This is a genomic window from Clostridium sp. Ade.TY (genome assembly GCF_000498355.1).
Classification (GTDB): Bacteria; Bacillota; Clostridia; order Clostridiales; family Clostridiaceae; genus Clostridium.
Map to the genome: position 1 here is coordinate 1 of NZ_AVSV01000038.1, position 25734 is coordinate 25734.

Annotated in this window: 25 protein-coding genes and 1 riboswitch; of the genes, 22 read left to right on the top strand and 3 right to left on the bottom strand. The window is 27.6% G+C overall.

Annotated elements, in window-relative coordinates; translation table 11 throughout:
• Nucleotides 1–191 precede the first annotated feature (191 nt).
• The 4 genes from O212_RS0114205 to add all read left to right on the top strand — a co-directional run bounded on the left by O212_RS0114205 (nt 192) and on the right by add (nt 2898).
• Entirely contained in the window at nt 192–635 is a 444-nt protein-coding gene (locus tag O212_RS0114205) for a hypothetical protein (protein WP_024615764.1), read from the top strand.
• Nucleotides 635–1129 (top strand): hypothetical protein, encoded by a 495-nt coding sequence (locus O212_RS0114210; RefSeq protein ID WP_024615765.1) that lies wholly within the window; start codon nt 635–637, stop codon nt 1127–1129. The genes O212_RS0114205 and O212_RS0114210 overlap by 1 nt, the downstream gene beginning before the upstream one ends.
• Nucleotides 1130–1244: 115 nt before the next feature.
• Complete coding sequence (locus O212_RS16515; RefSeq protein WP_081705868.1) at nt 1245–1412, top strand: small, acid-soluble spore protein, alpha/beta type; 168 nt, start codon at nt 1245–1247, stop codon at nt 1410–1412.
• Nucleotides 1413–1712: 300 nt separating this feature from the next.
• A riboswitch (purine riboswitch) is annotated at nt 1713–1812 on the top strand.
• A gap of 96 nt (nt 1813–1908) precedes the next feature.
• Nucleotides 1909–2898: an adenosine deaminase gene (add, locus tag O212_RS0114225; RefSeq protein ID WP_024615766.1), complete on the top strand. Its 990-nt coding sequence runs from the start codon at nt 1909–1911 to the stop codon at nt 2896–2898.
• A 57-nt stretch (nt 2899–2955) separates the two neighbouring features.
• Here add and O212_RS0114230 read toward each other — a convergent pair whose 3' ends face one another.
• Entirely contained in the window at nt 2956–4362 is a 1407-nt protein-coding gene (locus O212_RS0114230) for an MATE family efflux transporter (RefSeq protein WP_024615767.1), read from the bottom strand.
• A gap of 100 nt (nt 4363–4462) precedes the next feature.
• Here O212_RS0114230 and O212_RS0114235 point away from each other — a divergent pair, with 100 nt between their 5' ends.
• Complete coding sequence (locus tag O212_RS0114235) at nt 4463–5278, top strand: MerR family transcriptional regulator (protein WP_024615768.1); 816 nt, start codon at nt 4463–4465, stop codon at nt 5276–5278.
• A 35-nt stretch (nt 5279–5313) separates the two neighbouring features.
• On the opposite strand, the gene O212_RS0114240 is transcribed toward O212_RS0114235, so the two are convergent.
• Nucleotides 5314–6051, bottom strand: coding sequence for an amino acid ABC transporter ATP-binding protein (locus O212_RS0114240; RefSeq protein ID WP_024615769.1), 738 nt, complete (start codon nt 6049–6051; stop codon nt 5314–5316).
• Nucleotides 6052–6062: 11 nt separating this feature from the next.
• Complete coding sequence (locus O212_RS0114245; protein WP_024615770.1) at nt 6063–7571, bottom strand: ABC transporter permease subunit; 1509 nt, start codon at nt 7569–7571, stop codon at nt 6063–6065.
• Nucleotides 7572–7793: 222 nt separating this feature from the next.
• On the opposite strand from O212_RS0114245, the gene O212_RS0114250 reads away from it, so the two are divergent.
• The 17 genes from O212_RS0114250 (at nt 7794) to aspS (ending at nt 25719) form a co-directional block, all read left to right on the top strand.
• Nucleotides 7794–8807 (top strand): tyrosine-protein phosphatase, encoded by a 1014-nt coding sequence (locus O212_RS0114250; protein ID WP_024615771.1) that lies wholly within the window; start codon nt 7794–7796, stop codon nt 8805–8807.
• A gap of 69 nt (nt 8808–8876) precedes the next feature.
• Entirely contained in the window at nt 8877–9479 is a 603-nt protein-coding gene (locus tag O212_RS0114255) for a hypothetical protein (protein WP_024615772.1), read from the top strand.
• Nucleotides 9480–9614: 135 nt separating this feature from the next.
• A complete protein-coding gene (gene ruvA / locus O212_RS0114260) occupies nt 9615–10220 on the top strand; it encodes a Holliday junction branch migration protein RuvA (protein WP_024615773.1) in 606 nt (201 codons plus the stop codon).
• Nucleotides 10221–10229: 9 nt separating this feature from the next.
• Entirely contained in the window at nt 10230–11255 is a 1026-nt protein-coding gene (ruvB, locus tag O212_RS0114265) for a Holliday junction branch migration DNA helicase RuvB (RefSeq protein WP_024615774.1), read from the top strand.
• Nucleotides 11256–11271: 16 nt separating this feature from the next.
• Nucleotides 11272–12297 carry a tRNA preQ1(34) S-adenosylmethionine ribosyltransferase-isomerase QueA gene (gene queA, locus O212_RS0114270; RefSeq protein WP_024615775.1) on the top strand — a complete coding sequence of 342 codons (1026 nt, stop codon included), beginning with the start codon at nt 11272–11274 and terminating at the stop codon, nt 12295–12297.
• A gap of 36 nt (nt 12298–12333) precedes the next feature.
• Entirely contained in the window at nt 12334–13476 is a 1143-nt protein-coding gene (tgt, locus tag O212_RS0114275; protein ID WP_024615776.1) for a tRNA guanosine(34) transglycosylase Tgt, read from the top strand.
• Nucleotides 13477–13587: 111 nt separating this feature from the next.
• A complete protein-coding gene (gene yajC / locus O212_RS0114280) occupies nt 13588–13866 on the top strand; it encodes a preprotein translocase subunit YajC (protein ID WP_029699431.1) in 279 nt (92 codons plus the stop codon).
• A gap of 224 nt (nt 13867–14090) precedes the next feature.
• Nucleotides 14091–15341: a protein translocase subunit SecD gene (gene secD / locus O212_RS0114285; protein WP_024615778.1), complete on the top strand. Its 1251-nt coding sequence runs from the start codon at nt 14091–14093 to the stop codon at nt 15339–15341.
• A gap of 4 nt (nt 15342–15345) precedes the next feature.
• Nucleotides 15346–16215 (top strand): protein translocase subunit SecF, encoded by an 870-nt coding sequence (secF, locus tag O212_RS0114290; RefSeq protein ID WP_024615779.1) that lies wholly within the window; start codon nt 15346–15348, stop codon nt 16213–16215.
• Nucleotides 16216–16355: 140 nt separating this feature from the next.
• Entirely contained in the window at nt 16356–17213 is an 858-nt protein-coding gene (locus O212_RS0114295) for a DHH family phosphoesterase (RefSeq protein ID WP_024615780.1), read from the top strand.
• Nucleotides 17214–17266: 53 nt separating this feature from the next.
• Complete coding sequence (locus tag O212_RS0114300; protein ID WP_024615781.1) at nt 17267–17785, top strand: adenine phosphoribosyltransferase; 519 nt, start codon at nt 17267–17269, stop codon at nt 17783–17785.
• 115 nt (nt 17786–17900) lie between these two features.
• Nucleotides 17901–20087, top strand: coding sequence for a bifunctional (p)ppGpp synthetase/guanosine-3',5'-bis(diphosphate) 3'-pyrophosphohydrolase (locus tag O212_RS0114305; protein WP_024615782.1), 2187 nt, complete (start codon nt 17901–17903; stop codon nt 20085–20087).
• Between the two features lie 17 nt (nt 20088–20104).
• A complete protein-coding gene (gene dtd / locus O212_RS0114310) occupies nt 20105–20554 on the top strand; it encodes a D-aminoacyl-tRNA deacylase (RefSeq protein WP_024615783.1) in 450 nt (149 codons plus the stop codon).
• Between the two features lie 20 nt (nt 20555–20574).
• A complete protein-coding gene (locus O212_RS0114315; protein WP_024615784.1) occupies nt 20575–21174 on the top strand; it encodes an MBL fold metallo-hydrolase in 600 nt (199 codons plus the stop codon).
• A gap of 9 nt (nt 21175–21183) precedes the next feature.
• Nucleotides 21184–22611: a coproporphyrinogen III oxidase gene (locus tag O212_RS0114320; RefSeq protein WP_024615785.1), complete on the top strand. Its 1428-nt coding sequence runs from the start codon at nt 21184–21186 to the stop codon at nt 22609–22611.
• An 11-nt stretch (nt 22612–22622) separates the two neighbouring features.
• The gene (hisS, locus tag O212_RS0114325) at nt 22623–23873 is read left to right on the top strand and encodes a histidine--tRNA ligase (RefSeq protein ID WP_024615786.1); all 1251 of its coding nucleotides are present in this window, start codon (nt 22623–22625) and stop codon (nt 23871–23873) included.
• A 52-nt stretch (nt 23874–23925) separates the two neighbouring features.
• On the top strand, nt 23926–25719 hold the full coding sequence (aspS, locus tag O212_RS0114330; protein WP_024615787.1) for an aspartate--tRNA ligase: 1794 nt from the start codon (nt 23926–23928) through the stop codon (nt 25717–25719).
• Nucleotides 25720–25734: the final 15 nt, after the last annotated feature.

The following is a 25734-nucleotide window of genomic DNA, read 5'->3' on the forward strand; positions in this document are numbered from 1 at the left end:
TAAAATATAATTTATATAAAATTCAATTAGCGAACTTAAATATAAAAAAGAAAATATAAATAATAGAGGTATTTAGTAATTAAATTTAAATTAATAAAGTAAAAATATTTTACATATAGTGATAAACTTATTATAATTAAGTTTGTTAAATTAAATTTTAATATAAAATATAAAAGGAAAGGTGACTTCAAATGAAAAAATCATTTTGGACGAAAATTATAATAGCTATAGTAGTTGTTATAATAGGTTTATTTGCATATAGTTACATAAGTAAAACAACAAATAATTCTTCTAATGGAAATAAAACTTTAACAGTAACAATAAAAGATGCATCAGATAATAAAACAATTATTGAAAATGAAAAGTTTAAAACAAATGCAAATACATTAGCTGAATTTTTAAAGGAAAATGAAAATACTTTAGGTGTTAAAATGGAAAATGGACAATATGGATCATTTTTATTAGCGCTTAAAGGAGTAGAAACGAAAGATAAAGATAAAGGACCATGGTGGACTTATGGATATAAATCACCATCACAAAATTTAGACTATAAAGTAGGTACTGCACCTGTTATGGATAAAATAAATGTACATGATGGAGATAGTGTAGAATTTGTATTTACTAATACATTTTAATGAATACTAGAAGATTAACTCAATGTGCGTTACTTTCAGCTATATTATATATAGTATATTTTATGGGTTCTTTTGTAACGTATTTTGAACTTGTAAGTTTTATAATTTTATTATATGGAACTACACTTCCTAAAAAAATATCATGGTTTTCCATTGTAGTATTTTGTATTTTAGTAATGTTAACTAAAGGAGTTGCTCCTTGGAGCATAATGTATTTATTAATACTTCCACAATATGCACTTATTTATAATACTTTATCAAGATGGACTAAATCTGAATATGTATATGGATTAGTGGGGGCTGTTTTATCTTTTTGTATGGGAACACTTATAGATCTTCCATATCTTTTAACAGCCGGACTTGGATCAAAATCTCTTTGGATTACGTTAGTTTTAGGTTTCCAAGTTTCTATAGGAAATGCCATTTGTACATTTATAGCTACTTTATTTTTATATAAGACATTAAGCAAAGTTTTAAAAAGAGTTATTATGTAAGAAAAAGACTTAGAATTACCTTTTCTAAGTCTTTTTTATAGTAAAGTTTTTACAGTATACATAAGTTAATAAAGTCTAATACTATTATTGATATTAAAGAAAAGGAGAGGTTTTAATGACTCATAAAAATAACAAAAATAGTAAAGACAATAAAAAAGTTTCACAAAAAACAAAAAAAGAAGTTCAAAAAATGAAAGTTGAAACTGCAAATGAAGTTGGATACTCAAAAGAATCAAGAAAGCTTGGAAAAGATAAAGAAAGAAGTGCAACCCATAAAAAATAATTATTAAAAACTACACTATAATTTAGTGTAGTTTTTTGTTGTTTTATAAAAGAAATTATATTGAAAAAAATTAATAATATGTTAAAATATAGGAGTAAATAATTTTTATTACAAAAGGGTGAGAGGGGATTTTAAAATGGATAAGAGAATAGAATTAGAAGCAAGAAGAGAGTCATTACTTAATAAGGGAAATCATAATGCAGCTTTAATTGCAAAGGTTAACAGAAAGCTTAGAAGATTAGAAGACAAATAAAAAAATAAAAATTACTATTGTTTTATTAGATTTTTATGATAAAATATATTTAATTTAAAAAAGCAATTCGTATAATCCTTAAAATATGGTTAAGGAGTTTCTACCAAGAACCAATAATTCTTGATTACGGAGAAGATATGTATTTATTTTCTTCGTAATCAAGAATTTTTTTTATTTTTAATAAATAAATTTCTTGGTAAGAAAATTTTAAGGGTAAAAATATTTGCTATAGGAGGATGTATCATGTTTAAAAAATTACCAAAAATAGAATTACATTGTCATTTAGATGGATGTTTAAGACCAGAAACAGTAAAAGAATTAATAGAAAAAGAAAATTTGAATGTAAATTTAAATGATATTGATGATATAAGAAAAGAATTAATAGTTCCAGATAATTGTCCATCACTGAATATATATTTAAAAAGATTTGATCTTCCAGTTATGCTTATGCAAAGTAAAGAAAATTTAAAAAGAATAGCATATGAACTTATAGAAGATGTTAGTAAAGAAAATGTTAAGTATATAGAAATAAGATTTGCACCACTTTTCCATAAAGAAAAAGGATTAACAGTTAAAGAGATAATAGAAAGTGTTTTAGAAGGATTAAAAGAGGGTGAGGCTGACTTTGGTGTTAAAAGTAATTTAATTCTTAGTCTTTTAAGACATATGGATGTTGAAACTGTTTATGAAGTAATTGAAGGTGGAAAAGATTTTATAGGAAATGGTGTTGTTGCATTAGATTTAGCAGGATGTGAAGAAAAAGGATTTTGCAAAAAGTTTGAAGATGCATTTAAATTAGCTAGAGAATATGGATATAAAGTTACAATTCATGCTGGAGAAACTGGACATTCAATTAATGTTAAAGAAGCAATAGAACTATTAGGTGCAGAAAGAATTGGGCATGCTGTTGCAATAGAAAAGGATAATGACATATATAACTTAGTTAAGGAAAAGGAAATAACACTTGAAATGTGTCCAAAGAGCAATGTTCAAACAAAAGCAGTAGAAAGCTATATGGAACATCCAATAAAAAGATTTTTAAAAGATAATCTTTATGTAAATTTAAGTACGGATAATAGAACTGTATCTAATGTAACACTTACAGAAGAATGTAATGCTATAGATGAAAATCATACATTAACTATAGAAGATGTTAAAAAAATATATAGAAATAGTATAAAAGGTGCTTTCTGTGATGAAGAAACAAAGGCTTGGTTAGAGCAATTTGCTTAAAAATACTATATTAAAGACTATATTTTAGAAGTTTCTAAAATATAGTCTTTTAAAATATTAATTATTTTCATTAACATTTATATTGTTTTCTATATTGTTTTCAAATTTTGAATTTATATATAGTTCATTAGAAGTATTATTTTCTAATAATATATTTTTTTTATATTTTAAATAGTACATTAAAGAAATTATAATAGTTATAGTTTCTGCAATTGGTATTGCGAGCCAGATTCCACTTACACCTATAAAGTAAGGTAATACAATTACACATATACTAACAAATATTAAAGATCTACTTATAGATATTATAGCTGATATTTGTCCATTTCCGATTGAAGTGAATAGGTTTGACATAAATATATTAATACCTATTATTAAAAAGCCGAAAGAAAATAACTTAAGTCCAGTATATGCTATATTATAAACATTTAAGTCATTAGTAAAAAATAAAATGATATACTTACCAAAGAAGAAGGAAATTAAAAATATAAATATTGATGACCAAGCTATAGTTATAAAGCTATAATTTAAGCTCTCTTTAATCTTTATTTTATTTTTAGCACCAAAATTATAACTTATAATAGGAGAAACACCAACAGAAATACCAAAAAACATTGCTATGAAGAAGTAGTATATATAAGTTATTATTGACATAGCAGCTATACCATTTTCACCATGAAAGTTAAGAATACTTATATTAAATAAGAAGGTGGTTATTCCTGTTGAAAATTCAGTAAACATTTCGGAACTTCCATTAAAGCAAGAATTCAATAAATCTTTTAAATAAAGTTTAGGCTTTGTAAAGGATAAAAGAGAATTTTTGCCTAAAAAATGAAATAAGCCAATAAATGCTGATATAGTTATTGATAAAAATGTTCCAAGTGCTGCCCCTAAAATGCCAGTTTTTAAAGTTACTATAAAAATATAATCGAATATTATATTTAAAATTAAACCAACTGAAGACATTAAAAGCGATAATTTAGGATTTCCATCTATACGTGCATAATATTCAAAATACAATTTAAACATCATAGGTACTGTCATTAATATTGTTACAAATCCATATTTTAATGCATATGGCATAAGGGATTCAGTTGCACCAAGTAGTGATAAAATTGGTTTTAAAAATACTATTCCAATAAAAGTTAAAATTAAAGAGGTTATAAGTAATGTTAAGGTTATAAAGGAAAAAAGTTTATTGGCTTCATCTTTTTTACCTTCACCAAGCTTTATAGAAACTAAGGCACCAGATCCAGTAGCAAGCATTACAGCTATTCCAAATATTATACAAGTTATTGGTATAATAATATTTATTGATGCAAGTGCATCAGAGCCTACAAATCTCGAGACAAAAAAACCGTCTATAGTAGTATAAAATGATAAAAATACCATTGCTATAACAGAAGGTAAAATATATTTTATAAACTGAAAATAAGTTTGATGTTTAGTAAAATTATTATTCATAGCTATTACTCCTTTAATTAATATAATTATTTACAATAATTAGTTTAAGGGATATAGTAACTATATAGTCAATAAAAATTAGGAATTTTTTGGAGGAAATATGGAAATAAAATTTACTGTTGGAGAAGTTGCAAAATTTCATAATTTATCAAAACAGACTTTGATATTTTATGATAAAATAGGTTTGTTTAAACCTAAAATAATTGATAAATCAAACGGTTATAGATATTATACTGCAGAACAATTAGAAGTTTTAGATAGTATTTTAATACTTAAAGAAATAGGTGTGCCTTTAAAAAAAATAAAAAGTTTTTTAGAAAATCGTAGTATGAATTCAACCTTAAATTTAATGCTTGAACAGAAAAAAGAACTGGAAAAACAGAAAGAACATTTAAATTTAATAATAAAAAGAATAGAAAAAAAGATAGAAACTATAGAGCATATAAATGAATTTGAGGAGAAAATATATTTTAAAAATATAGAAGAAGAATTTTTAGCTGTACAAGAAGTAGATGCTCCTTATGATTTGGTAAAAACAAATATAGCTATAAAGAAATTATTAAAAAAAGCTACATTAAATTCTTATATATATAATTATCAAATTGGAGTTATGATTTCAGCTGAAAATTTAAAAAGAGGAAATTATACTACTGCAGATTATGCATTTTTTAAACTTAATAATAAATGCTCTTATGAAAACGTTATTTTAAAACCAAAAGGGTTATATGCAATAATATATCATGAAGGTAAATATGAAGAAATTGGTACAAGTTATAGAAAATTATTAGATGAAATAAAGAAAAAAGGTTATAAAATAAAAAGTCATTCTTATGAATATTGTGTATTAGACAGTTTAACAAGTAAAAGTCCAAAGGACTATATTACAAAGATATCTATAATGGTACAAAAAGAATAAAAATCCGATATAAATATTTATATCGGATTTTTATTTTAAGAATTTATATATCTTTTTAAGAATTGTTTTGTCCTATCATTTTTTGGGTTATTAAATATTTCATCTGGAGTACCTTCTTCAACAACTAAGCCATCTGACATAAATATAATTCTATCACCAACATCTTTAGCGAATGACATTTCATGAGTAACAATTATCATAGTTCTATGTTCTTTTGCCAAATTTTTTATTACTGATAAAACTTCATCAACAAGTTCAGGGTCTAATGCTGATGTTGGTTCATCAAAAAGTATAACATTTGGATTTATAGCCATAGCACGAGCTATACTAACTCTTTGCTTTTGACCACCTGATAATGTATTTGGATACATATCTTTTTTATGATCCATTCCAACTTTTTTTAGAGCATCTAATGCTATTTCTGTGGCTTTATTTTTATCAAAATTTTTAACTACAATTAATGCTTCAGTTACATTTTCTAGAACAGTTTTATTGTTAAAAAGATTATAATGCTGAAAAACCATAGCAGATTGTTTTCTTAATAAATGAATTTCTTTTTTACTTATTTTATTAGCATTTAAAGAAACATTACTAATTGTTATTTCACCTTCATCAGGAGATTCTAAATAATTTAAACATCTTAAAAATGTTGATTTACCAGAACCTGATGGACCAAGAATAACGACGACTTCGCCAGTTTTTACAGTTAAATTTATATTTTTTAAAACTTCTATATTATTAAATTTCTTTTTAAGTCCATTTACTTTTATCATAATATTCACCTCTAGTATACTGAAATCTTTTTTTCTAAAATTCTTTGTAAGTAGTTAAAGAATTCTATAATTATCCAGTACATTATTGCTACAACAATATAACTTTCAAAAAATTTATAGCTAGATGATGCTACCATTTGAGCTTTTGCTAAAAGTTCTACAACTCCTAAAGTAAAAGCAAGTGAAGAGCCTTTAACTGTATCAACAAATATATTTCCAAGAGGGGGTATGGCAATTCTAAATGCTTGAGGAAGTATTATTCTTCTAAGTCCTTCGCCTCTAGTCATTCCTACTGAAAAACATGCTTCCATTTGACCCTTATCTATTGCATTTATTGAAGACCTTAATATTTCAGCAATATATGCAGAAGCATTTAATCCAAGTCCTATAAGGGCAGCTGTATAAGCTGTCATATTTTGAAGCGGTGGTATAACTTGTGGTATACCAAAGTATAGTAAAAATAGTTGTACTAAAAGAGGAGTACCTCTAAAAAAGGAAATATAAATTTCAGCTAATTGTTTAATAACTGGAATTTTATAAATTCTAATTATAGCAAGTATTATACCTATAATAAGTCCTAAAATCATACCGAATACTGATAGTGAAATAGTTGTTTTCATAGCCTTGATAAGCATAGGAATTAATTTTAATGAATACATAAAGTCAAATGATAAAGTCCCTTTAGAATTTTCTAAAATAGTTGAATTAGATTCATTATTATTTGGAGCTGTAACATTAGTTCCAAGCCACTTTTCAGATATAGCCTTTAAAGAACCATCATTTTTCATATCTAATAAAGTAGAATTTATTTCTTTTATTAAAGTTTCATTTTCTTTTGTTTTTAAAAATGGATAAGCATTTTCTATTTTATCAATAGGCTTTCCTGCAAGTTGTAAATTTAAGTTTTTTTCTTTAATTGCAGCTATTGCTGAAACTTTATCAATAACAACAGCATCAATTCTACCAAGTAATAATTCGTTAAAAGCTGCATCTGTATTTTGATAAGTTATAACTTTTATATCCCCATTTTTGTCATTATCTTTTACTATTTGTTCATAGTTGCTTCCAAGGTCTACACCAACTTTTTTACCCTTTAAATCATTAAGAGATTTTATTGAATTGTTACCTTGTTTTACAATTATTTGAGCACCGCTATATACAGTTGGATCAGTAAAGTAATATTTTTCTTTTCTTTCATTAGTTAAAGTTATTTGATTTGCTAAAGTATCAACTTTACCTGCTTCGAGCATACCAAAAAGTCCACTAAAAGAAGCAGTTTTAAATTGTATATTATAGTTTAACCTTTTTCCTATCTCATTCCATATATCAATTTCAAATCCATCAAGATTTTCGTTGTTTGCATATGTAAATGGATAGTATGTACCTGATGTACCAACAGTAATAGTTTTTTTACTTTGGTTTGAATTATTAGTTTGTTTATTATTTAAGTTTCCACATGCAAATAGGGTAATTACTATAAGCAACAATGATAATATTAGTAATGTAAAACGTTTTTTCATTTGCAAACCTCTTCCTATAAAAAAAATTCTTTTTTAAATTATAAGAATTCCTATCGGAATTGTCAAGATTAATAAATTTATATAAATATAAGGTTATTATATGAAAAATATTAATAAATAATTATTTTTTAATAAAATAATAAGAAAATATAAATATAAAATTTTAGTATATATATAATTAAATTAAGTGATATAAAGGAATTTTTAAGGAGTTGTTTTTATATGAGTAATTTAAATGGAGAGTTATTTAGAAAAGAAGAGAACTTAATAGAAATTAAATTAGATAGAGTAGAAAGTGGAAAAATATTTTATAAAAATAAAATAGATAGTAAAGAAAATTTTTTGATGGACTTTAACGATGAAGATACAATAAAATTTGAAGATCCAGAACCTTTAAATAGAACATTTTATAAAGTTGTTTATAATGGTGGAGAAATTGTACTTGCAGAAAGAGTTTTACCTCTTAAAAACTTTAGCAATTTTAGAGATTTAGGTGGATATAAAGATGAAATTGGAAGAATGATTAAATGGGGATTGTTTTATCGATCAGAGGACCTTTCAAATTTAAAAGATAATGATTTAAAATATTTTAATACTTTAGGGATAAAATATGTTCTAGATTATAGATCAAAGGAAGAAGAAGAGCAAAATCCAGATGTTAAAGTTAAATCTGTTAAAAATATAAACATATCAGGAATGAATATTAGTAAAGAAATTAGTAAAAGTGAAAATTTAGATATGACAAGCTATATAGCTGAAATATTAAAAGGTAAAGAAGCAAAAGTAACACCAGAAGAGTTGCTTAGGGAAGCATATAAAAGTATGCCTATTAACAATCCAGCCTATAAAGAGTTGTTTAAATTATTTAAAAATCCAGAAAATACAGCAATATTACAACATTGTACCGCAGGAAAAGATAGAACAGGAGTAGGTTCTGCACTTATATTATTAGCTTTAGGTATAGATGAGGAAACAGTAATAAAGGATTATTTAGAAAGTAATAATAATAGAGAACAATTTAATAAAAAAGTAATGAGTATTGCAAGTGAATATATAAAAGGTGAAAAAACAAAAAAATTAATAGAAGGAATTTTAGGAGTTAATAGATCATTTATAGAATTAAGTTTAAATGCTATAAAAGATAAATATAAAACTTATGAAAATTATTTTGAAAAAGAATATGGATTAACTACTGAAGCTTTAGAAAATTTAAAAGAAGAGTATATGTATAAATAAAATAAATTTACAGTTGAAATGAATAAAACTCCTTATTGTGGCAAAAATACCCAATAAGGAGTGATGAAAATGAAAGTTAAAAGAAAAGTTTATTTAAGTATATTACTTTTAGGAATTATAATTCTTTTTAGTTCAACATATTACTTAACATCAAAAAGTATTAAAAATAGAGAACTTCAAAAACAAAATAGTATACAAGTAGAAGAGGTTAACTCTTCAGGGGTTGTAGATGGAAGAAATCTTAGAGATGATTTGATTATTTCTTTTTATACTAATGAGAAAAGAGATAGGACAACAACAGTTAGTGATTTGATAAAGGCAAATGATTTAAAGATCGGTTTAACAGAAGAAGCATTAACAAAACAAGCACTAAAGGAAGGCTATGAATTAGTTGAAAAATCAGATGAAAGATTTATATATAGAAGAAATAAAGAAGAAAAAGAAAGTAAAAATTTTGAAGCTGGAACTTATTATATAGGTGAAAGTGATGGATATTTAGCAATATATAAAGCGGATAATGAAGGAAACCTTAAAAAAGAAAAAGTATATGAAGATGAAATGTCTATAGAAATGTTTAGAGAAGCTGATTCTGAAAAAATTAAAAATTTTAATTACTTCAATAGTAAGAACATAGAAGAAGTAGAAAATAAAATAATGGAACTTATTACTTAAAAAAGGACTAATTATATAGGTCCTTTTTTTATTGTTATCATTTCTTGAAAGATTTTAATTAAAATGATAAAGTAATAAGTAGACTTGTATGGGAACATACTTTCATCCATAACAATTTGGGAAGGGGGAGTATAGATGTATGAATATATAAAAGGTAAATATATTGGAATAATAAAAGATTATTTAATTATTGAGAATAATGGTATAGGATATAAAATATTTTCTTCAGGAATAACTATGTCAGAAATGCCTTCTATTGGAGAAGAAGTTATGCTTTATTTAGAGCAAATTGTAAGAGAAGATTTTATTGGCTTATATGGATTTTTATCAAAAGAGGAATTAAATATGTTTAAAATGTTACTTGGAATAAATGGTGTTGGAGCAAAAGCTGCCCTTTCGCTTTTATCAATTAGCAGAATAAACAATTTAAAATATGCAATTATGACTGAAGATGATAAGCATCTTTGTAGAGCACCTGGAATAGGTAAAAAAACTGCTTCAAGAATAATATTAGAACTTAAAGACAAATTAAAGCCAGATGAACTATTTGAAGGTGAAGAGTTTGATGAAAGTTTATCTTCAAAAGATGATGATTATGCATTTAAAGTTTCAGAAGTTTTAGGAGCACTTTTAGCATTAGGATATAGTGAAAAAGAAGCAAATATGGCTATTAAAAATATAAGTAAAGAAAATGCTGTAGAAATAATGATAAAAGATTGTTTAAAAGTTTTAATGGGGTAGGTGATATTTTTGGAAAGAGTTATTACACCTAATGAGCTTAATGAGGATTTTGGAGAATTAAGTTTAAGACCTCAAAAGATAAATGAATATATAGGTCAAGATAAAGTAAAAGAAAGACTAGATATATTTATAAAGGCAGCTAGAAATAGAAATGAAGCATTGGATCATGTTTTGTTGTATGGACCTCCTGGACTCGGTAAAACTACATTGGCTAATATTATAGCTAAAGAAATGGGTGGAAATCTTAAAGTTACATCAGGACCTGCAATAGAAAGAGCAGGAGATTTAGCTGCTATATTAACTACTCTTCAAGATAATGATGTTTTATTTATTGATGAAATTCATAGATTAAATAGAAATGTAGAGGAAATTTTATATCCAGCTATGGAAGATTATGCTCTTGATATAGTTATAGGAAAGGGAGCTGCTGCTAAATCTATAAGACTTGATTTACCAGCGTTTACTCTTATTGGAGCAACAACTAGAATTGGTATGTTAACATCACCTCTTAGGGATAGATTTGGAGTATTATGTTCTATGGAATATTATACAGAAGAGCAGCTAAGAGATATAATAGTTAGAAGTGCTTTAGTACTTGGATGTTCTATAACGGAAGAAGGCGCAATTGAAATAGCTAGAAGATCAAGAGGTACACCAAGAATAGCAAATAGATTATTAAAAAGAGTTAGAGATTATTCAGAAGTTAAATCAGACAATTTAATAAGTTATAAAGAAGCAAGAGAAGCATTAGAACTTTTAGAAGTTGACAGTCAAGGATTTGATAGAGTTGATAATAAAATATTAGAATCTATAATAGATAATTTTAAAGGTGGACCTGTTGGAATAGAAACATTATCCTATTTTATAGGAGAGGAGCTTGGTACATTAGAAGATGTATATGAACCTTATTTATTGCAAAAAGGATTTATAGTAAGAACGCCAAGAGGAAGAGTAGCAACAGAAAAAGCATATAAGCACTTAGGTAGAAGCTTTAGTGCTCATAATAAAGGAGAACAAAAAAGTTTTTTTAAATAGTAAGGAGACGAAATAAATGAAAGTAAGCGATTTTGATTTTTATTTACCAGAAGAATTAATAGCACAACATCCATTAGAAAAGAGAGATACTTCAAGGCTTATGGTTCTTGATAAAGAAACTGGTGAGATAGAACATAAAGTTTTTAAGGATATCGTTGGATATTTAAATGAAGGTGATACTCTTGTTTTAAATAATACTAGAGTAATGCCAGCAAGACTTATAGGTGCTAAAGAAGGTACTGGTGGTAAAATAGAATTTTTACTTCTTAAAAGACTTGAAGGAGATAAATGGGAGTGTTTAGCTAAGCCAGGAAAAAGTGCAAAGCCAGGAAGAAGATTTGAGTTTGGAAATGGAAAACTTAAGTGTGAAGTTTTAGAAGTATTAGAAACAGGTAATAGAGTTATAGAGTTTGAATATGATGGTATATTTGAAGAAGTTTTAGATTCATTAGGAGAAATGCCACTTCCTCCATATATACATGAAAGATTAGAAGATAGAGAAAGATATCAAACTGTATATTCTAAAGAAAAAGGATCAGCTGCTGCTCCAACTGCAGGCCTTCATTTTACAGAAGAGTTACTTAAGGAAATAAAAGAAAAAGGAATAAATATAGTTTACTTAACTCTACATGTTGGACTTGGAACATTTAGACCAGTTCAGGTTGATGATATAAATGATCATATTATGCATTCAGAATTTTATCAATTATCAAAAGAGTCAGCTGATATAATAAACAATACTAAGAAAAATGGTAAAAGAGTAATAGCTGTAGGAACTACATCAACAAGAACATTAGAAACTATAGCAGGAGAAGATGGTAAAGTTAAGGAAGCTAGTGGATGGACTGATATATTTATATATCCAGGATATAAATATAAAGTTGTAGATAATTTAATAACTAACTTCCACTTACCAGAATCAACATTAATAATGCTTGTTTCAGCATTAGCAGGAAGAGATCATGTATTAAATGCTTATAATGAAGCAGTTAAGGAAAAATATAGATTCTTCTCATTTGGAGATGCTATGTTTATTAAATAAAAAGCAATTGATTTAAAAACTAAAGGAGTGAAATTTTTGAGCAAAAGATATACTTTGTTAAAAAAAGATGGTAAAGCAAGAAGAGGTAGATTTGTAACACCTCATGGAACTATAGAAACACCTGTATTTATGAATGTAGGAACACTAGCTGCAATAAAAGGTGCGGTTTCAAGTATGGATTTAAAAGAAATAGGATGTCAAGTTGAACTTTCAAATACATATCATCTTCATTTAAGACCATCAGATAAAGTTGTTAAAGAAATGGGTGGACTTCATGAATTTATGAATTGGGATAGACCTATCCTTACAGATTCAGGTGGATTCCAAGTATTTTCATTATCAGGAATTAGAAAAATTAAAGAAGAAGGAGTATACTTTAATTCTCATATAGATGGAAAGAAGATATTTATGGGACCAGAAGAAAGTATGCAAATTCAAAGTAATTTAGCATCAACTATAGCAATGGCATTTGATGAGTGTATAGAAATACCATCACCTAGAAAGTATGTAGAACAATCAGTAGAAAGAACAACAAGATGGCTTGAAAGATGTAAAAAGGAAATGGATAGATTAAATTCACTTCCAGATACTATAAATAAAGAACAAATGTTATTTGGAATAAACCAAGGAGCTACTTTTAAGGATATAAGAATAGAACATGCTAAAACTATATCAAAAATGGACTTAGATGGATATGCTATTGGTGGCCTTGCAGTTGGAGAAACTCATGAAGAAATGTATGAAACAATAGATGCAGTCGTGCCATATCTTCCAGAGGATAAGCCTATATATTTAATGGGTGTTGGAACACCTGAAAATATTTTAGAAGCTGTAGATAGAGGAGTAGATTTCTTTGATTGTGTTCTTCCAGCTAGAAATGGTAGACATGGTCATGTGTTTACAGGAGAAGGTAAAATTAATCTAATGAACAAAAAGTTTGAATTAGATAAAAGACCAATAGACGAAGGATGTCAATGTCCTACATGTAAAAACTATACGAGAGGATATATAAGACATTTATTTAAGGCTAAAGAAATGCTTGCAATGAGACTTTGTGTACTTCATAACCTTTATTTCTATAATAAATTAATGGCAGACATAAGAAAAGCTATTGATGAAGATAGATTTAAAGAATTTAAAGAACAAAAGCTAAGTGAGTGGAGCAGAAATAAAAAGTAATAGCATTTAATAATAGTTTTAAATGTTTGTTGACAACAAAATGAAATAAATGTAAACTCATTTTAGGGATATATATTCCAAATGATAATTAACAAGGAAAGGGTGTATAAAATGCCAATTTTATATCAAATATTACCATTGATTTTAATATTTGGTCTTTTCTTCTTCATGATTATTATGCCAGAAAAGAAGAGAAAGAAACAATATGGACAAATGATGGATTCACTAAAAGTTAATGATGAAATAATGACAAGAGGCGGAATCGTTGGTAAAATAGTTCAAATGACAGATGAGCATGTAGTAATAGAAACAAGCTCAGAAAGAACAAAAATAAAATTAGTTAAAAATTCAATTGCAACTAAGATTAATAAAGAAGAAACTGATAAATAAAAAAATCACCACTTAATGTGGTGTTTTTTTATTTAACTACTTAAATTAACAAATAAGTGAAATGTTTACATAATACTTTATTATGAAAGTATATTATGATATAATAAAAAGCGATTTACAGAAATTTATACCAATAAATGTAAAAATATAAATAAAAAAGAATATCAAAGTATTAGTTTGGACACTATATAATAGTGTTGATACTGAACCGAAGGGGGAGAAAGATGAAAGGAAAAGGAAAAAGTACATTTATTTTTACGCTTTGCACCCTAGCTATAATAGTTCTTGCCGTAGTTTGCTTTAGAGGAGTTAAAATTGGAGGATGGGAAATAAAATCTTTCAATCAAGCTATAACTAAAGGGTTAGATTTACAAGGCGGAGTTTCTGTGCTTTTAGGAATTCAAGATGAAAATGTAAGTCATGAAGATTTACAAAAAACAAAAGACTTAATTAAATTAAGAGTCGATAAACTTGGAGTAGCTGAAACTGTAGTTACTACAGAAGGTGATAACAAGATAAGAGTTGATATACCAGGAGAATATAATTCACAAGGTATAGTAGATGCTCTTAGTAAAACAGGAGAACTTACATTTAAAGCACCAGATGGAAAAGTAATTTTAACTGGTAAAGATGTGAAAAAAGCTACATCTATGCTTGATCAACAAAGTGGAAAACCTGTTGTTTCACTTGAATTAAATAGTGAAGGAACTAAATTATTTTCAGATGCTACTCAAAAGTATTTAGGACAGCAAATATCAATTAATATGGATAATGAACAACTTACAAATCCTACTGTTCAAAGTCAGATAACAAATGGTGAAGCTGTAATTACAGGTATGGGTAGTGTTGAAGAGGCTAAAAATCTAGCTGGTCTTATAAATTCCGGAGCATTACCAGTTAGTATAAAAGCTTTATCACAACAAACTGTTGGTGCACAACTTGGTGAAACAGCATTACCTAATGCTATGAAAGCAGGAGTAGTTGGTATAATTTTAATATTCATATTTATGATTTTATACTATAGAGTTCCAGGAATTATTGCATCAATTGCATTAACATTGTATGTTACATTAGTTCTTTTAGTTTTTGTTGAGATAGGGGCAACTCTTACTCTTCCAGGTATAGCTGGATTCTTACTTACTATAGGTATGGCAGTAGATGCTAATGTACTTATATTTGAAAGAATAAGAGAAGAACTTAGAAATGGTATTTCACCAAAGACAGCAGTGAAGAAGGGCTTTGATAATGCACTTTCATCAATAGTTGACTCAAATGTAACAACAATAATAGCTGCATTAGTTCTTTATTTCGTGGGTTCTGGTTCAGTTAAAGGATTCGCTATAACATTAATGATAGGTATAGTTGTAAGTTTATTTACAGCACTTATAGTTACAAAATTCTTAATGAATCAAGCGATAGCTGCAGGCTTCTTAAACAAACCATCTCTATTTAGAGTGAAAGTGAAAAGGGGGTAAGGCTATGCTAAAAATAATAGAACATGCAAAAATATGGATTACTTTATCCCTTATATTTATAATTGTGGGATTAGGTTTTATGTTTACTAGAGGTCTTAACTTTGGTATAGATTTTAAAGGTGGTACTCAAGTTGTATTTGACTTTGGTAAAGAATTTAATAAACAGCAAGCAGATGATATTGTTAAAAAATATGATCCTGATGCAATAACTAATACTGTAAATACAACTCAGTATGAAATAAAAGCACCTAATTTACCATCAAAAGAAGTTAATGAAATTTATGATCAATTTAAGAAGGATTTTAAAATTGGTAATAAGGCATTGATTTCTCAAAATGAAATTGGGGCATCAGTTGGTAAGGAATTAACAGATAAGGCAATCATAGCTATAGCTATAGCATTTGTATGTATGCTTATATATATAGCAATAAGATTTGAAATAAGATTTGGTATAGCAGCATTAGTTGCTTTATTTCATGATATTTTAATAACACTTAGTTTTTATGCTATATTTAACATAACAGTTAATTCACCATTTATAGCTGCTATATTAACTGTTGTAGGTTATTCAATAAATGATACGATAGTTATTTTTGATAGAATAAGAGAAAATGCAAAGAGTATGAGAAGAAGCTCTCCAACTGAAATAGCAGATAAGAGCTTAACTCAAACAATGTCAAGGTCAATAAATACTACTCTTACAACTCTTATAACAATTGTAGCTGTTAACATTTTTGTACCAACAGTTAGAGAATTTTCTCTTCCACTTATAATTGGTATAGCTACAGGAGCATATTCATCAATATTTATAGCATCACCTTTATGGGTTTGGCTTCAAAAGAAAAAGAATAATAATAAAAAAGTAAGAGCATAATTTAGAATATTATGTCTAAATAAAAAGCCTTCAAATTAATTTTGAAGGTTTTTTAACTTTTTTACATAAATATTTGTCAAATGCTCGGTTTTAAATTATAATATTATTGTTTTCTAATTTTGTGGAGGAGATAGTAAGTGATGCGTAAGTTTTGGGAGAGCATATATTGCCCTAATTACATAAAAGGATATAATCCCTTTATTATAAAAGATATGAACAAGTCTATAGAACGTCTTGTTACGGCTATCAATAACAGGGAGAAGATCATTGTATATGGAATAAACACTGTTGATGGTATTTGTGCAATTGCTTCCTTAAGCTTAGTGCTAAGATACTTAAATGCAGATGTAGAGTATTTAATACATGATGGTGGAGACGAATGTAAGAAGGTAGATTCTTTTGATATAAAAACGAAAATAGATTTTTTGGGGGGAGAACTACTAATTACATTAGGTGTAGATTTAGCATCGCAAGAAGAAGTAGAACTCTGTGATAGGCTTGGAATAGATTTAATTGTAATAGAGAATAAAAGTACTGATACAAAAAAAGATTATGTTTATATAAATCCTAGTCAAAAATGTTGTCAATATAGATATAAAAATTTATCTATAAGTGCTTTAACATTTAAATTAATGCAAGCTATAGCTATTTATTATAATATGAAAAGTATTAATAAATACTTGGATTTAATTTTGATTGGTACGAAATGGGCAGGTTCTAAAGGTAGCGGAGAAAATGCTATTTTCTTAAAGGAAGGTAAAAAGTTTTTAGACAATACAAATAATATTGGACTTAGAGCTATAATTAACTTTAATAATATAGAGGAACTTGATGATGAGAATATAGAGAAAATTATAAATTTAATAACACCAACGACAAGTGCTGTTGGTAAGTTAAATAATGCTAGAATTGTTCTTGAACTTATCACAACAGATGATGAAGATAGAGCAGAACAAATAGCAAAATATTTATATAATACAAGAATAAGACAAATTTAAATGTATTATAATGTATTGGTATATGTAATTCTTAAAATATTGGAGGAATTAAAATGGATTTAAAAGAAAAAATAAGAGTAATTGAAAATTTCCCTAAAGAAGGAATAAGCTTTAAAGACATAACTACATTAATAGCAGATGGAGAAGGTTTAAAAGCATCTGTAGATGAAATAGTTGAACATTTAAAAGATAAAAATATAGATGTAGTTGTAGGACCTGAAGCTAGAGGATTTATATTTGGAGTACCTGTTGCTTATGCTTTAGGAGTTGGATTTATTCCAGTTAGAAAACCAGGAAAATTACCAGGAGAAACAATATCAATAGCATATGATTTAGAGTATGGTACAGATAATTTAGAATTACACAAAGGTGCTATAAAAAAAGGACAAAGAGTTGCAATAGTTGATGATTTGTTAGCAACTGGTGGAACTATAGAAGCTGTAGCTAGACTTGTAGAACTTGCTGGTGGAGAAGTTGCTTCATTAGATTTTGTAATAGAACTTACTGATTTAAAAGGAAGAGATAAACTTCAAGGTTACGATGTAATGTCATTAACACAGTATGATGTTTAAAATTATTGAAAATGTTTTGACAATATTATATAATAATAGATAATGGCTGGTTAGAAAACCAGCCTTTGATTTTAAATAATTATAGTTTAATACTATTTTAAGGGGCGTATTCCTAATGATAGAGAATTTAGTTAATTATATAGAAAAGAATTGTAATAATGTAGATATTGAAACAATAAAAAAAGCCTATAACTTAGCTAATGAAGCACATAAAGATCAAAGTAGAGAATCAGGTGAGCCTTATATAATACATCCTATAGATGTAGCTTGTATATTGGCTGAGCTTGGTATGGATACTAGTACGATTGCGGCAGGTCTTTTACATGATGTTATAGAAGATACAGATTATACTTATGAAGATATGGCTAATGAATTTAATGAAGAAATAGCTAATCTTGTAGAAGGTGTAACAAAGCTTGGAAAAATAGAGTATAAAACTAAGGAAGAACAACAAGCTGACAATGTAAGAAAAATGCTTTTAGCTATGGCTAAAGATATAAGAGTAATTATAATAAAATTAGCTGATAGACTTCATAATATGAGAACTCTTAAGTATATGAAAAAAGAAAAGCAAAAACAAAAGGCAAAAGAAACTTTAGATATTTATGCACCTCTTGCTCATAGACTGGGTATGTCAAAGATTAAATGGGAGCTTGAGGATTTAAGTTTTAGATATTTACATGAAGAAGAATATTATGATTTAGTACATAAAATTGCAGAAAAAAGAATAGAGAGAGAAGCATATATTGATTCCGTTATAGAAGATCTTAAAGAAAAGTTAGATGATGCAGGAATTGATGCTGATATAGAAGGTAGACCAAAACATTTTTATAGTATATATAGAAAAATGGTTAAAAAGCATAAAGATATAGAGCAAATATTTGATTTAACTGCAATAAGAATTTTAGTTGACTCAGTAAAGGATTGTTATGGTGTACTTGGTATAGTTCATACTATTTATAAGCCAATACCAGGAAGATTTAAGGATTACATAGCTATGCCAAAACCTAATATGTATCAGTCACTTCATACTACTGTTATAGGACCTCAAGGTAAAACATTTGAAATTCAAATAAGAACATTTGAAATGCATAAGACAGCAGAATATGGTATAGCGGCTCACTGGAAGTATAAAGAAGGCAGCGAAGAGGATAAAGGCGCTGACTTTGAAATGAAGCTTGCATGGCTTAGAGATATGCTAGAATGGCAAAAAGAAACATCAGATGCAGAAGAATTTATAGAAGGATTTAAAATAGATTTATTTTCTGATGAAGTATTTGTTTTTACACCAAAGGGAGTTGTAATAAATTTAGCTAGTGGTTCTACCCCTATAGATTTTGCTTATAGAATACATACTGATATAGGAAATAAGTGTGTTGGAGCAAAAGTTAATGGTAAGATAGTACCTTTAGACTATAAGTTAAAAACTGGAGAAATAGTTGAAATAATTACATCTAAAAGTACAAAAGGTCCTAAAATGGATTGGCTTAATATTGTAAAGAGCAATCAGGCTAAGAGCAAAATAAGACAATGGTTCAAGAAGATAAAAAAAGAAGAAAATATAGAAAAAGGTAAAGAGCTCTTAGAAAAAGAACTTAAAAAGCAAAGTGTTATATTTAATGATATTGCAAAAGGTGATGTTTATAATAAATTGCTTAAAAGATATAATATACATAGTTTAGAAGATTTGTATGCCAATATAGGTGTTGGAATAATAACAGCATCATCATTTGTATCAAGACTTAAAGAAGATAATATAGATGATAAAGTATCTAAAGAGGCTTTAGAGAAAAATATTGAAGAACAAATACAAAAACAAGAAAAGAAACATGAAAAAGAAGAACATGAGAAAACTTACGGTGTTACTGTAAAAGGACTTAGTAATATAATGGTTAGGTTTGCAAAGTGTTGTAATCCAGTACCTGGAGATGATATAGTTGGATATATTACTAAAGGTAGAGGTGTTTCTGTTCATAGAAAAGATTGTAATAATGTAAAGGCATTAATTAAAAGTGAGCCAGAAAAAATAGTTGAAGCTAGTTTTGGAAAGGCCAAGGGTTCAGCTTATATAGCAGAAGTTCAAATAAGAACAGAAGATAGGACAGGAATATTAGCTGAAATAATGAATGCTATTAGTGAAAAGGGATTACCTTTAAATTCGTTAAATGCAAACTCATCTAAAGGAAATATTGCAACTATAAATATAAAAATAAAAATAAACTCAATAGAACAATTAAAGGAGTTTATGAAAGCAATTAGAAAAATTAGAGGAGTAATTGATATATACAGAGTTAATAATTAAAAAAGGACGTGTTCATTTTGAGAGCTGTAGTACAGAGAGTTTCTTCATCAAGTGTAGCAGTTAATGGTGAAGTAGTAGGAAAGATAAATGAAGGATTAAATATTCTTATTGGGATATCAAAAGAAGATACTTTAGAAGATTTAAAGTATATAAAGGATAAGGTTATAAATCTTAGAATTTTTGAAGATGAAGACTATAAGATGAATCAATCTTTATTAGATGTAAAAGGAGAAATTTTAGTCATATCTCAATTTACACTTTATGGTGATTGTAGAAAAGGTAGAAGACCAAACTTTATGAATGCCAAAGGCGGAGAAGAAGCTAAAGTTTTATATAATGAATTTGTAAGTATGCTAAAAGAAACAGGATTAAAAATTGAAACTGGAGAATTTGGGGCGGATATGAAAGTTGATATACAAAATTATGGACCTGTAACAATACTTTTAGATAGTTTTAAACAATTTTAATAATAAGGAGATGATTTTTCATGATAGTTAAAACAATACCAGCAGGAATATATGATGCAAATTGTTATTTAGTTATAGATAAGGATACGAAGGAAACTGGGATTATAGATCCAGGTGGAGATGAACTAAAATTAAAACAAATAATAGAAGAACTTGATGTAAAACCAAAGTTTATATTATTAACACATGCTCATTTAGACCATGTTGGGGCTGTTGAATATTTAAGTAAAGAGTTTAACATACCTTTTTATGTTAATGAATCAGAAATGAAATATGTAGAAAATGATAATTATGTATTTGGTAATATAAGAAAGCCAGATGGATTTTTAGATGAGGATTCAGAACTTTATATTGGTAAAAATAAAGTTAAGGTTATATGTACACCAGGACATACAGAAGGTGGAGTATGTTTTTTAATTGGAGATGATTTATTCTCAGGAGATACTTTATTTCAAGGTTCAATAGGAAGAACTGACTTTTCAGGAGGCGATTTTGGAAAGATAATTAATAGTATAAGAGTTAAATTATTACCACTTGGAGATTATATAACTGTATATCCAGGACATGGACCAAAAACAACTATAGGGTTTGAGAAAAAGCACAATCCATTTTTAACTTAAGGAGAAAATATGAAGATTAATATAGGATTGAATGATTTAAAATACAGATATGATGTATATCAAATGTTTAACTTATACTTTCCTTTAGATGAAATAAAATTTGAAAGTGAAGAGGAATTTGATTATACTGTCGATGTTAATGAAGATGAAATTATTTTTAAACATAGTAATTTTAAAATAAGAGAAAAAGTTGAAGGAAATATAAAAGATATAATAAAGAAAACTATTTTCAAAGGGCTTAAAGAGTTAACTGGTGACGTTTATCCATGGGGGACTTTAGTTGGAATAAGACCTTCTAAAATAGCATTGAAACTATTAAAAGAGGGAAAGAGCGAAGAAGAAATAGTAAAATATTTTTATGATAAACATAGGGCTTTAGAGGAAAAAGCAAAACTTTGTATTGACATTGCAAAAGTTGAAGAAAAATTTGTGGATTTAAATAATAAAAAAATAGCAATATATATAGGAATGGCGTTTTGTCCTACTAGATGTTTATATTGTTCATTTGCATCAAATCCTATATCAGGAAATAAAAAACTTGTAAGACCATATTTAGATGCACTTTCTTATGAAATAGAGAAAATTAAAGAATATGTGGATAAAAAAGGGTTAGAGATAGAAACAGTATATTTTGGTGGAGGAACTCCTACGTCAGTATCTAATGAAGAGTTTGAAGAAATAATGAATAAGGTTTATAATTCATTTGTGGAAAATAGAGGTATTTTAGAGTTTACTGTTGAATGTGGGAGACCAGATTCTATAACTTTAGAAAAACTTAATACTATGAAAAGGTATAATGTTTCTAGAATAAGTATAAATCCTCAAACTATGAATGATGAAACATTAAAGTTAATAGGAAGAAATCATAATTCAGAAGATGTAAAAGAAAAATTTAAAATGGCAAGAGAATTAGGTTTTAAAGATATCAATATGGATATGATAATAGGTCTTCCAGGAGAAGGGATTAAAGAAGCTGTAAATACAGCTAATGAAATAAAAAAACTTAATCCTGATAGTTTAACTGTTCATGGACTTTCATTAAAAAGAGGATCTAGGCTTTATGAAAACTTTATATTAAAAAAAGGTCTTGGAATTAAATCACAAGATGAAATTTCAAAAATGTATGAGGAAAGTAGAAAATTAGCTAAAGAGTTAGAACTTATACCGTATTACATGTATAGGCAGAAAAATATGGTTGGAAATATGGAGAATATAGGTTATTCTAAGATTGGAAAAGAGTGTATATATAATATGCAAATGATTGAAGATACTCAAAGTATTATAGCACTTGGAGCTGATGCTGTATCTAAGGTCGTATTTAGAGAAGAAAATAGAATAGAAAGATTTCCAAATGTTAAAGATGTTAGAGAATATATAAATAGAATAGATGAAATGGTTGAAGGTAAAATAAATTTACTAAATACCTTGTATAAATAGGAGGAAAGATAATGGAAATACAAGCACCTAAAGGTACTAAGGATATGTTGCCAGCTGATGCATATAAGTGGCATTATGTTGAAAATATATTTAGAGAAATATCAAAAAACTTTGGTATAAGAGAAATTAGAACTCCGATGTTTGAACATACTGAGTTATTTTTAAGAGGTGTTGGAGAAACAACTGATATAGTTCAAAAGGAAATGTATACTTTTGAAGATAAAGGTGGTAGAAGTATAACTTTAAAACCTGAAGGAACAGCACCTGCTGTTAGAGCTTTTATTGAAAATAGATTATTTAATGAAGCACAACCAACAAAGCTTTTCTATATAACACCATGCTTTAGATATGAAAAGGCACAAAAAGGAAGATATAGACAGTTCCATCAATATGGAATTGAGATGTTTGGAAGTGAAAAACCTTCAATAGATGCAGAAGTTATGGCACTTGCTATGACTATATTAAAGAAGATAGGACTTAAAGGATTAAGTCTTAATATAAATAATTTAGGATGTCCTAATTGTAGACCTAAATATAATGAAGCATTAAAGAAATTTTTAGAAGAAAATTATGAAGATTTATGTCCAACTTGCAAAACTAGATTTTCTAAAAATCCAATGAGAATACTAGATTGTAAGGAACATAAATGTAAAGAAATTACTAAAAATGCTCCAATAATATTAGACTATATTTGCGAAGAATGTAGTGATCATTTTGATAAGGTAAAAGAATATTTAGATATTTTAGAAATACCTTATACAGTTGATCCAGGAATAGTTAGAGGACTTGATTATTATACAAAAACAATATTTGAAATATTAAATTCAGACTTCACTGTATGTGGAGGCGGAAGATATGATAAACTAATAGAAGAAATTGGTGGTCCAGAAACACCAGCAGTTGGATTTGGTATGGGAATAGAAAGACTTATACTTGCTATTGAAAAAGAAGGCATAGTTATAAATGAGGATCCTACAGTAGAATTGTATTTAGCTGCTAGGGGAGAAGAAGGGGCTAAAGAAGCATTTAAGTTAGCTCATGCTTTAAGAGAAGTTGGAGTAAGTTCAGAAATAAATCATGCAGGAAGAAGCTTCAAAGCAGAAATGAAATATGCAAATAAAATTGGAGCAAAATTTAATGTGGTTTTAGGTGATGATGAGCTTCAAAATAGAAAAGCTAGATTTAAGAGAATGAGTGATGGAGAACAATTTGAATTAAGCTTAGATGATTTAGAAAAAATAAAAGAGCTTATTAAAGCTTAAAATTTGTTTTAGCTTGCAGAGAAAAAATAATATAGATATGGAGGAATCACATATGGCAGAATCACTTAGTGGATTAAAGAGAACAATGATGTGTGGTGAACCTAGAGAAGAGCATGTAGGTAATAAAGTTACCTTAATGGGATGGGTTCAAAGAAATAGAAAACTTGGAGGATTACAGTTTATTGATTTAAGAGATAGAACTGGAATAATGCAAGTAGTATTTGGAGACGATGTTACTGAAGAAGTTTTCGAAAAAGCAAAAGGAGTTAGACCAGAATATTGTATAGCAGTTACTGGTGAAGTAGTACTTAGAGAAGCTCCAAATAAAGAGTTACCTACAGGACTTGTAGAATTAAAATGTGAGGATATTAGAATTCTTTCAGAATCAGAAACACCTCCAATATATATAAAAGAAGGACTAGATGCAGCTGAGAATATAAGATTAAAGTATAGATATTTAGACCTTAGAAGACCAGATATGCAAAAAATATTTATGATAAGAAACAGAACTACTAAGGCGATAAGAGATTATTTAGATAAAAGTGGATTCTTAGAAGTTGAAACTCCTGTACTTACAAAAAGTACTCCAGAAGGCGCAAGAGATTACTTAGTTCCTTCAAGAAATTATCCAGGAATGTTTTATGCACTTCCACAATCACCACAAATATTTAAGCAATTATTAATGGTGTCAGGGTTTGACAAATACTATCAAATAACTAAATGTTTTAGAGATGAAGATTTAAGAGCTAATAGACAACCTGAGTTTACTCAAGTTGATTTAGAAATGAGCTTTGTTGAACAAGAAGATGTAATGGCTTTAAATGAAGGATTAATAGCTCACGTATTTAAAGAAGTGTTAGGTCATGAAGTTAAACTTCCAATTAAGAGAATGACTTTTAAAGAAGCCATGGAAAGTTACGGATCAGATAAACCAGATTTAAGATTTGGAATGAAGATTAAAAATATCTCAGAAGCAGTTAAAGATGTTGACTTTAAAGTATTTAAAGAACCTTTAGAAAATGGTGGATCAGTTAGATGTCTTTGTGTAGAAGGTGGAGCTTCTATGGGAAGAAAAGATATTGATAGACTTGGTGAGTTTGTAAAAACTTATAAAGCTAAGGGTCTTGCATGGATTAAAGTTAAAGAAGATGGAATACAATCTCCAATAGCTAAATTCTTAACAGAAGAGCAAATGGCTAATCTTTTAGAAAAAGCTTCAGCTAATACTAATGATTTAGTATTAATAGTTGCAGATAAAGATTCTGTAGTATTCCAAAGTTTAGGGGCATTAAGATTAGAACTTGCTAAAAAGCTTGATTTAATAAAAGATAAAAATGAGTTTAACTTTACTTGGATTACAGAATTCCCATTATTTGAATATAGTGAGGAAGAAGAAAGATATACTGCATGTCACCATCCATTCACAGCACCAATGGAAGAAGATTTAAAATACTTAGAAACTGAACCAGGAAAAGTAAGATCAATTGCATATGACTTAGTTTTAAATGGAGAAGAATTAGGTGGAGGATCAATAAGAATCCATGATACAGAACTTCAAGAAAGAATGTTTAAAGCTTTAGGATTTACAATGGAAGAAGCTTGGAAGAGATTTGGATTCTTATTAGAAGCATTCAAGTTTGGACCACCACCACATGGCGGATTAGCATTTGGTTTAGATAGAATGATAATGTTCTTAGCAGGAACTGATAACATAAAGGATGTTATAGCATTCCCTAAAAACCAAAATGCATATTGTTATTTAAGTGAAGCTCCAAATATTGTAGATGAAAAGCAACTAGGTGAGCTTGGAATATCAATTAATTTAAAAGAAGAAAATGAACAATAATTAAAAATACACCCA

Coding starts and splice junctions, on each gene's coding strand:
- O212_RS0114305 (WP_024615782.1), top strand. CDS start 17,901: ATGATAGAGAATTTAGTTAATTATATAGAAAAGAATTGTAATAATGTA.
- ruvA (WP_024615773.1), top strand. CDS start 9,615: ATGTATGAATATATAAAAGGTAAATATATTGGAATAATAAAAGATTAT.
- add (WP_024615766.1), top strand. CDS start 1,909: ATGTTTAAAAAATTACCAAAAATAGAATTACATTGTCATTTAGATGGA.
- O212_RS0114210 (WP_024615765.1), top strand. CDS start 635: ATGAATACTAGAAGATTAACTCAATGTGCGTTACTTTCAGCTATATTA.
- O212_RS0114245 (WP_024615770.1), bottom strand. CDS start 7,571: ATGAAAAAACGTTTTACATTACTAATATTATCATTGTTGCTTATAGTA.
- O212_RS0114230 (WP_024615767.1), bottom strand. CDS start 4,362: ATGAATAATAATTTTACTAAACATCAAACTTATTTTCAGTTTATAAAA.
- O212_RS0114320 (WP_024615785.1), top strand. CDS start 21,184: ATGAAGATTAATATAGGATTGAATGATTTAAAATACAGATATGATGTA.
- hisS (WP_024615786.1), top strand. CDS start 22,623: ATGGAAATACAAGCACCTAAAGGTACTAAGGATATGTTGCCAGCTGAT.
- O212_RS0114255 (WP_024615772.1), top strand. CDS start 8,877: ATGAAAGTTAAAAGAAAAGTTTATTTAAGTATATTACTTTTAGGAATT.
- queA (WP_024615775.1), top strand. CDS start 11,272: ATGAAAGTAAGCGATTTTGATTTTTATTTACCAGAAGAATTAATAGCA.
- O212_RS0114235 (WP_024615768.1), top strand. CDS start 4,463: ATGGAAATAAAATTTACTGTTGGAGAAGTTGCAAAATTTCATAATTTA.
- secF (WP_024615779.1), top strand. CDS start 15,346: ATGCTAAAAATAATAGAACATGCAAAAATATGGATTACTTTATCCCTT.
- secD (WP_024615778.1), top strand. CDS start 14,091: ATGAAAGGAAAAGGAAAAAGTACATTTATTTTTACGCTTTGCACCCTA.
- O212_RS0114300 (WP_024615781.1), top strand. CDS start 17,267: ATGGATTTAAAAGAAAAAATAAGAGTAATTGAAAATTTCCCTAAAGAA.
- O212_RS0114295 (WP_024615780.1), top strand. CDS start 16,356: ATGCGTAAGTTTTGGGAGAGCATATATTGCCCTAATTACATAAAAGGA.
- O212_RS0114240 (WP_024615769.1), bottom strand. CDS start 6,051: ATGATAAAAGTAAATGGACTTAAAAAGAAATTTAATAATATAGAAGTT.
- O212_RS16515 (WP_081705868.1), top strand. CDS start 1,245: ATGACTCATAAAAATAACAAAAATAGTAAAGACAATAAAAAAGTTTCA.
- O212_RS0114315 (WP_024615784.1), top strand. CDS start 20,575: ATGATAGTTAAAACAATACCAGCAGGAATATATGATGCAAATTGTTAT.
- O212_RS0114205 (WP_024615764.1), top strand. CDS start 192: ATGAAAAAATCATTTTGGACGAAAATTATAATAGCTATAGTAGTTGTT.
- yajC (WP_029699431.1), top strand. CDS start 13,588: ATGCCAATTTTATATCAAATATTACCATTGATTTTAATATTTGGTCTT.
- O212_RS0114250 (WP_024615771.1), top strand. CDS start 7,794: ATGAGTAATTTAAATGGAGAGTTATTTAGAAAAGAAGAGAACTTAATA.
- aspS (WP_024615787.1), top strand. CDS start 23,926: ATGGCAGAATCACTTAGTGGATTAAAGAGAACAATGATGTGTGGTGAA.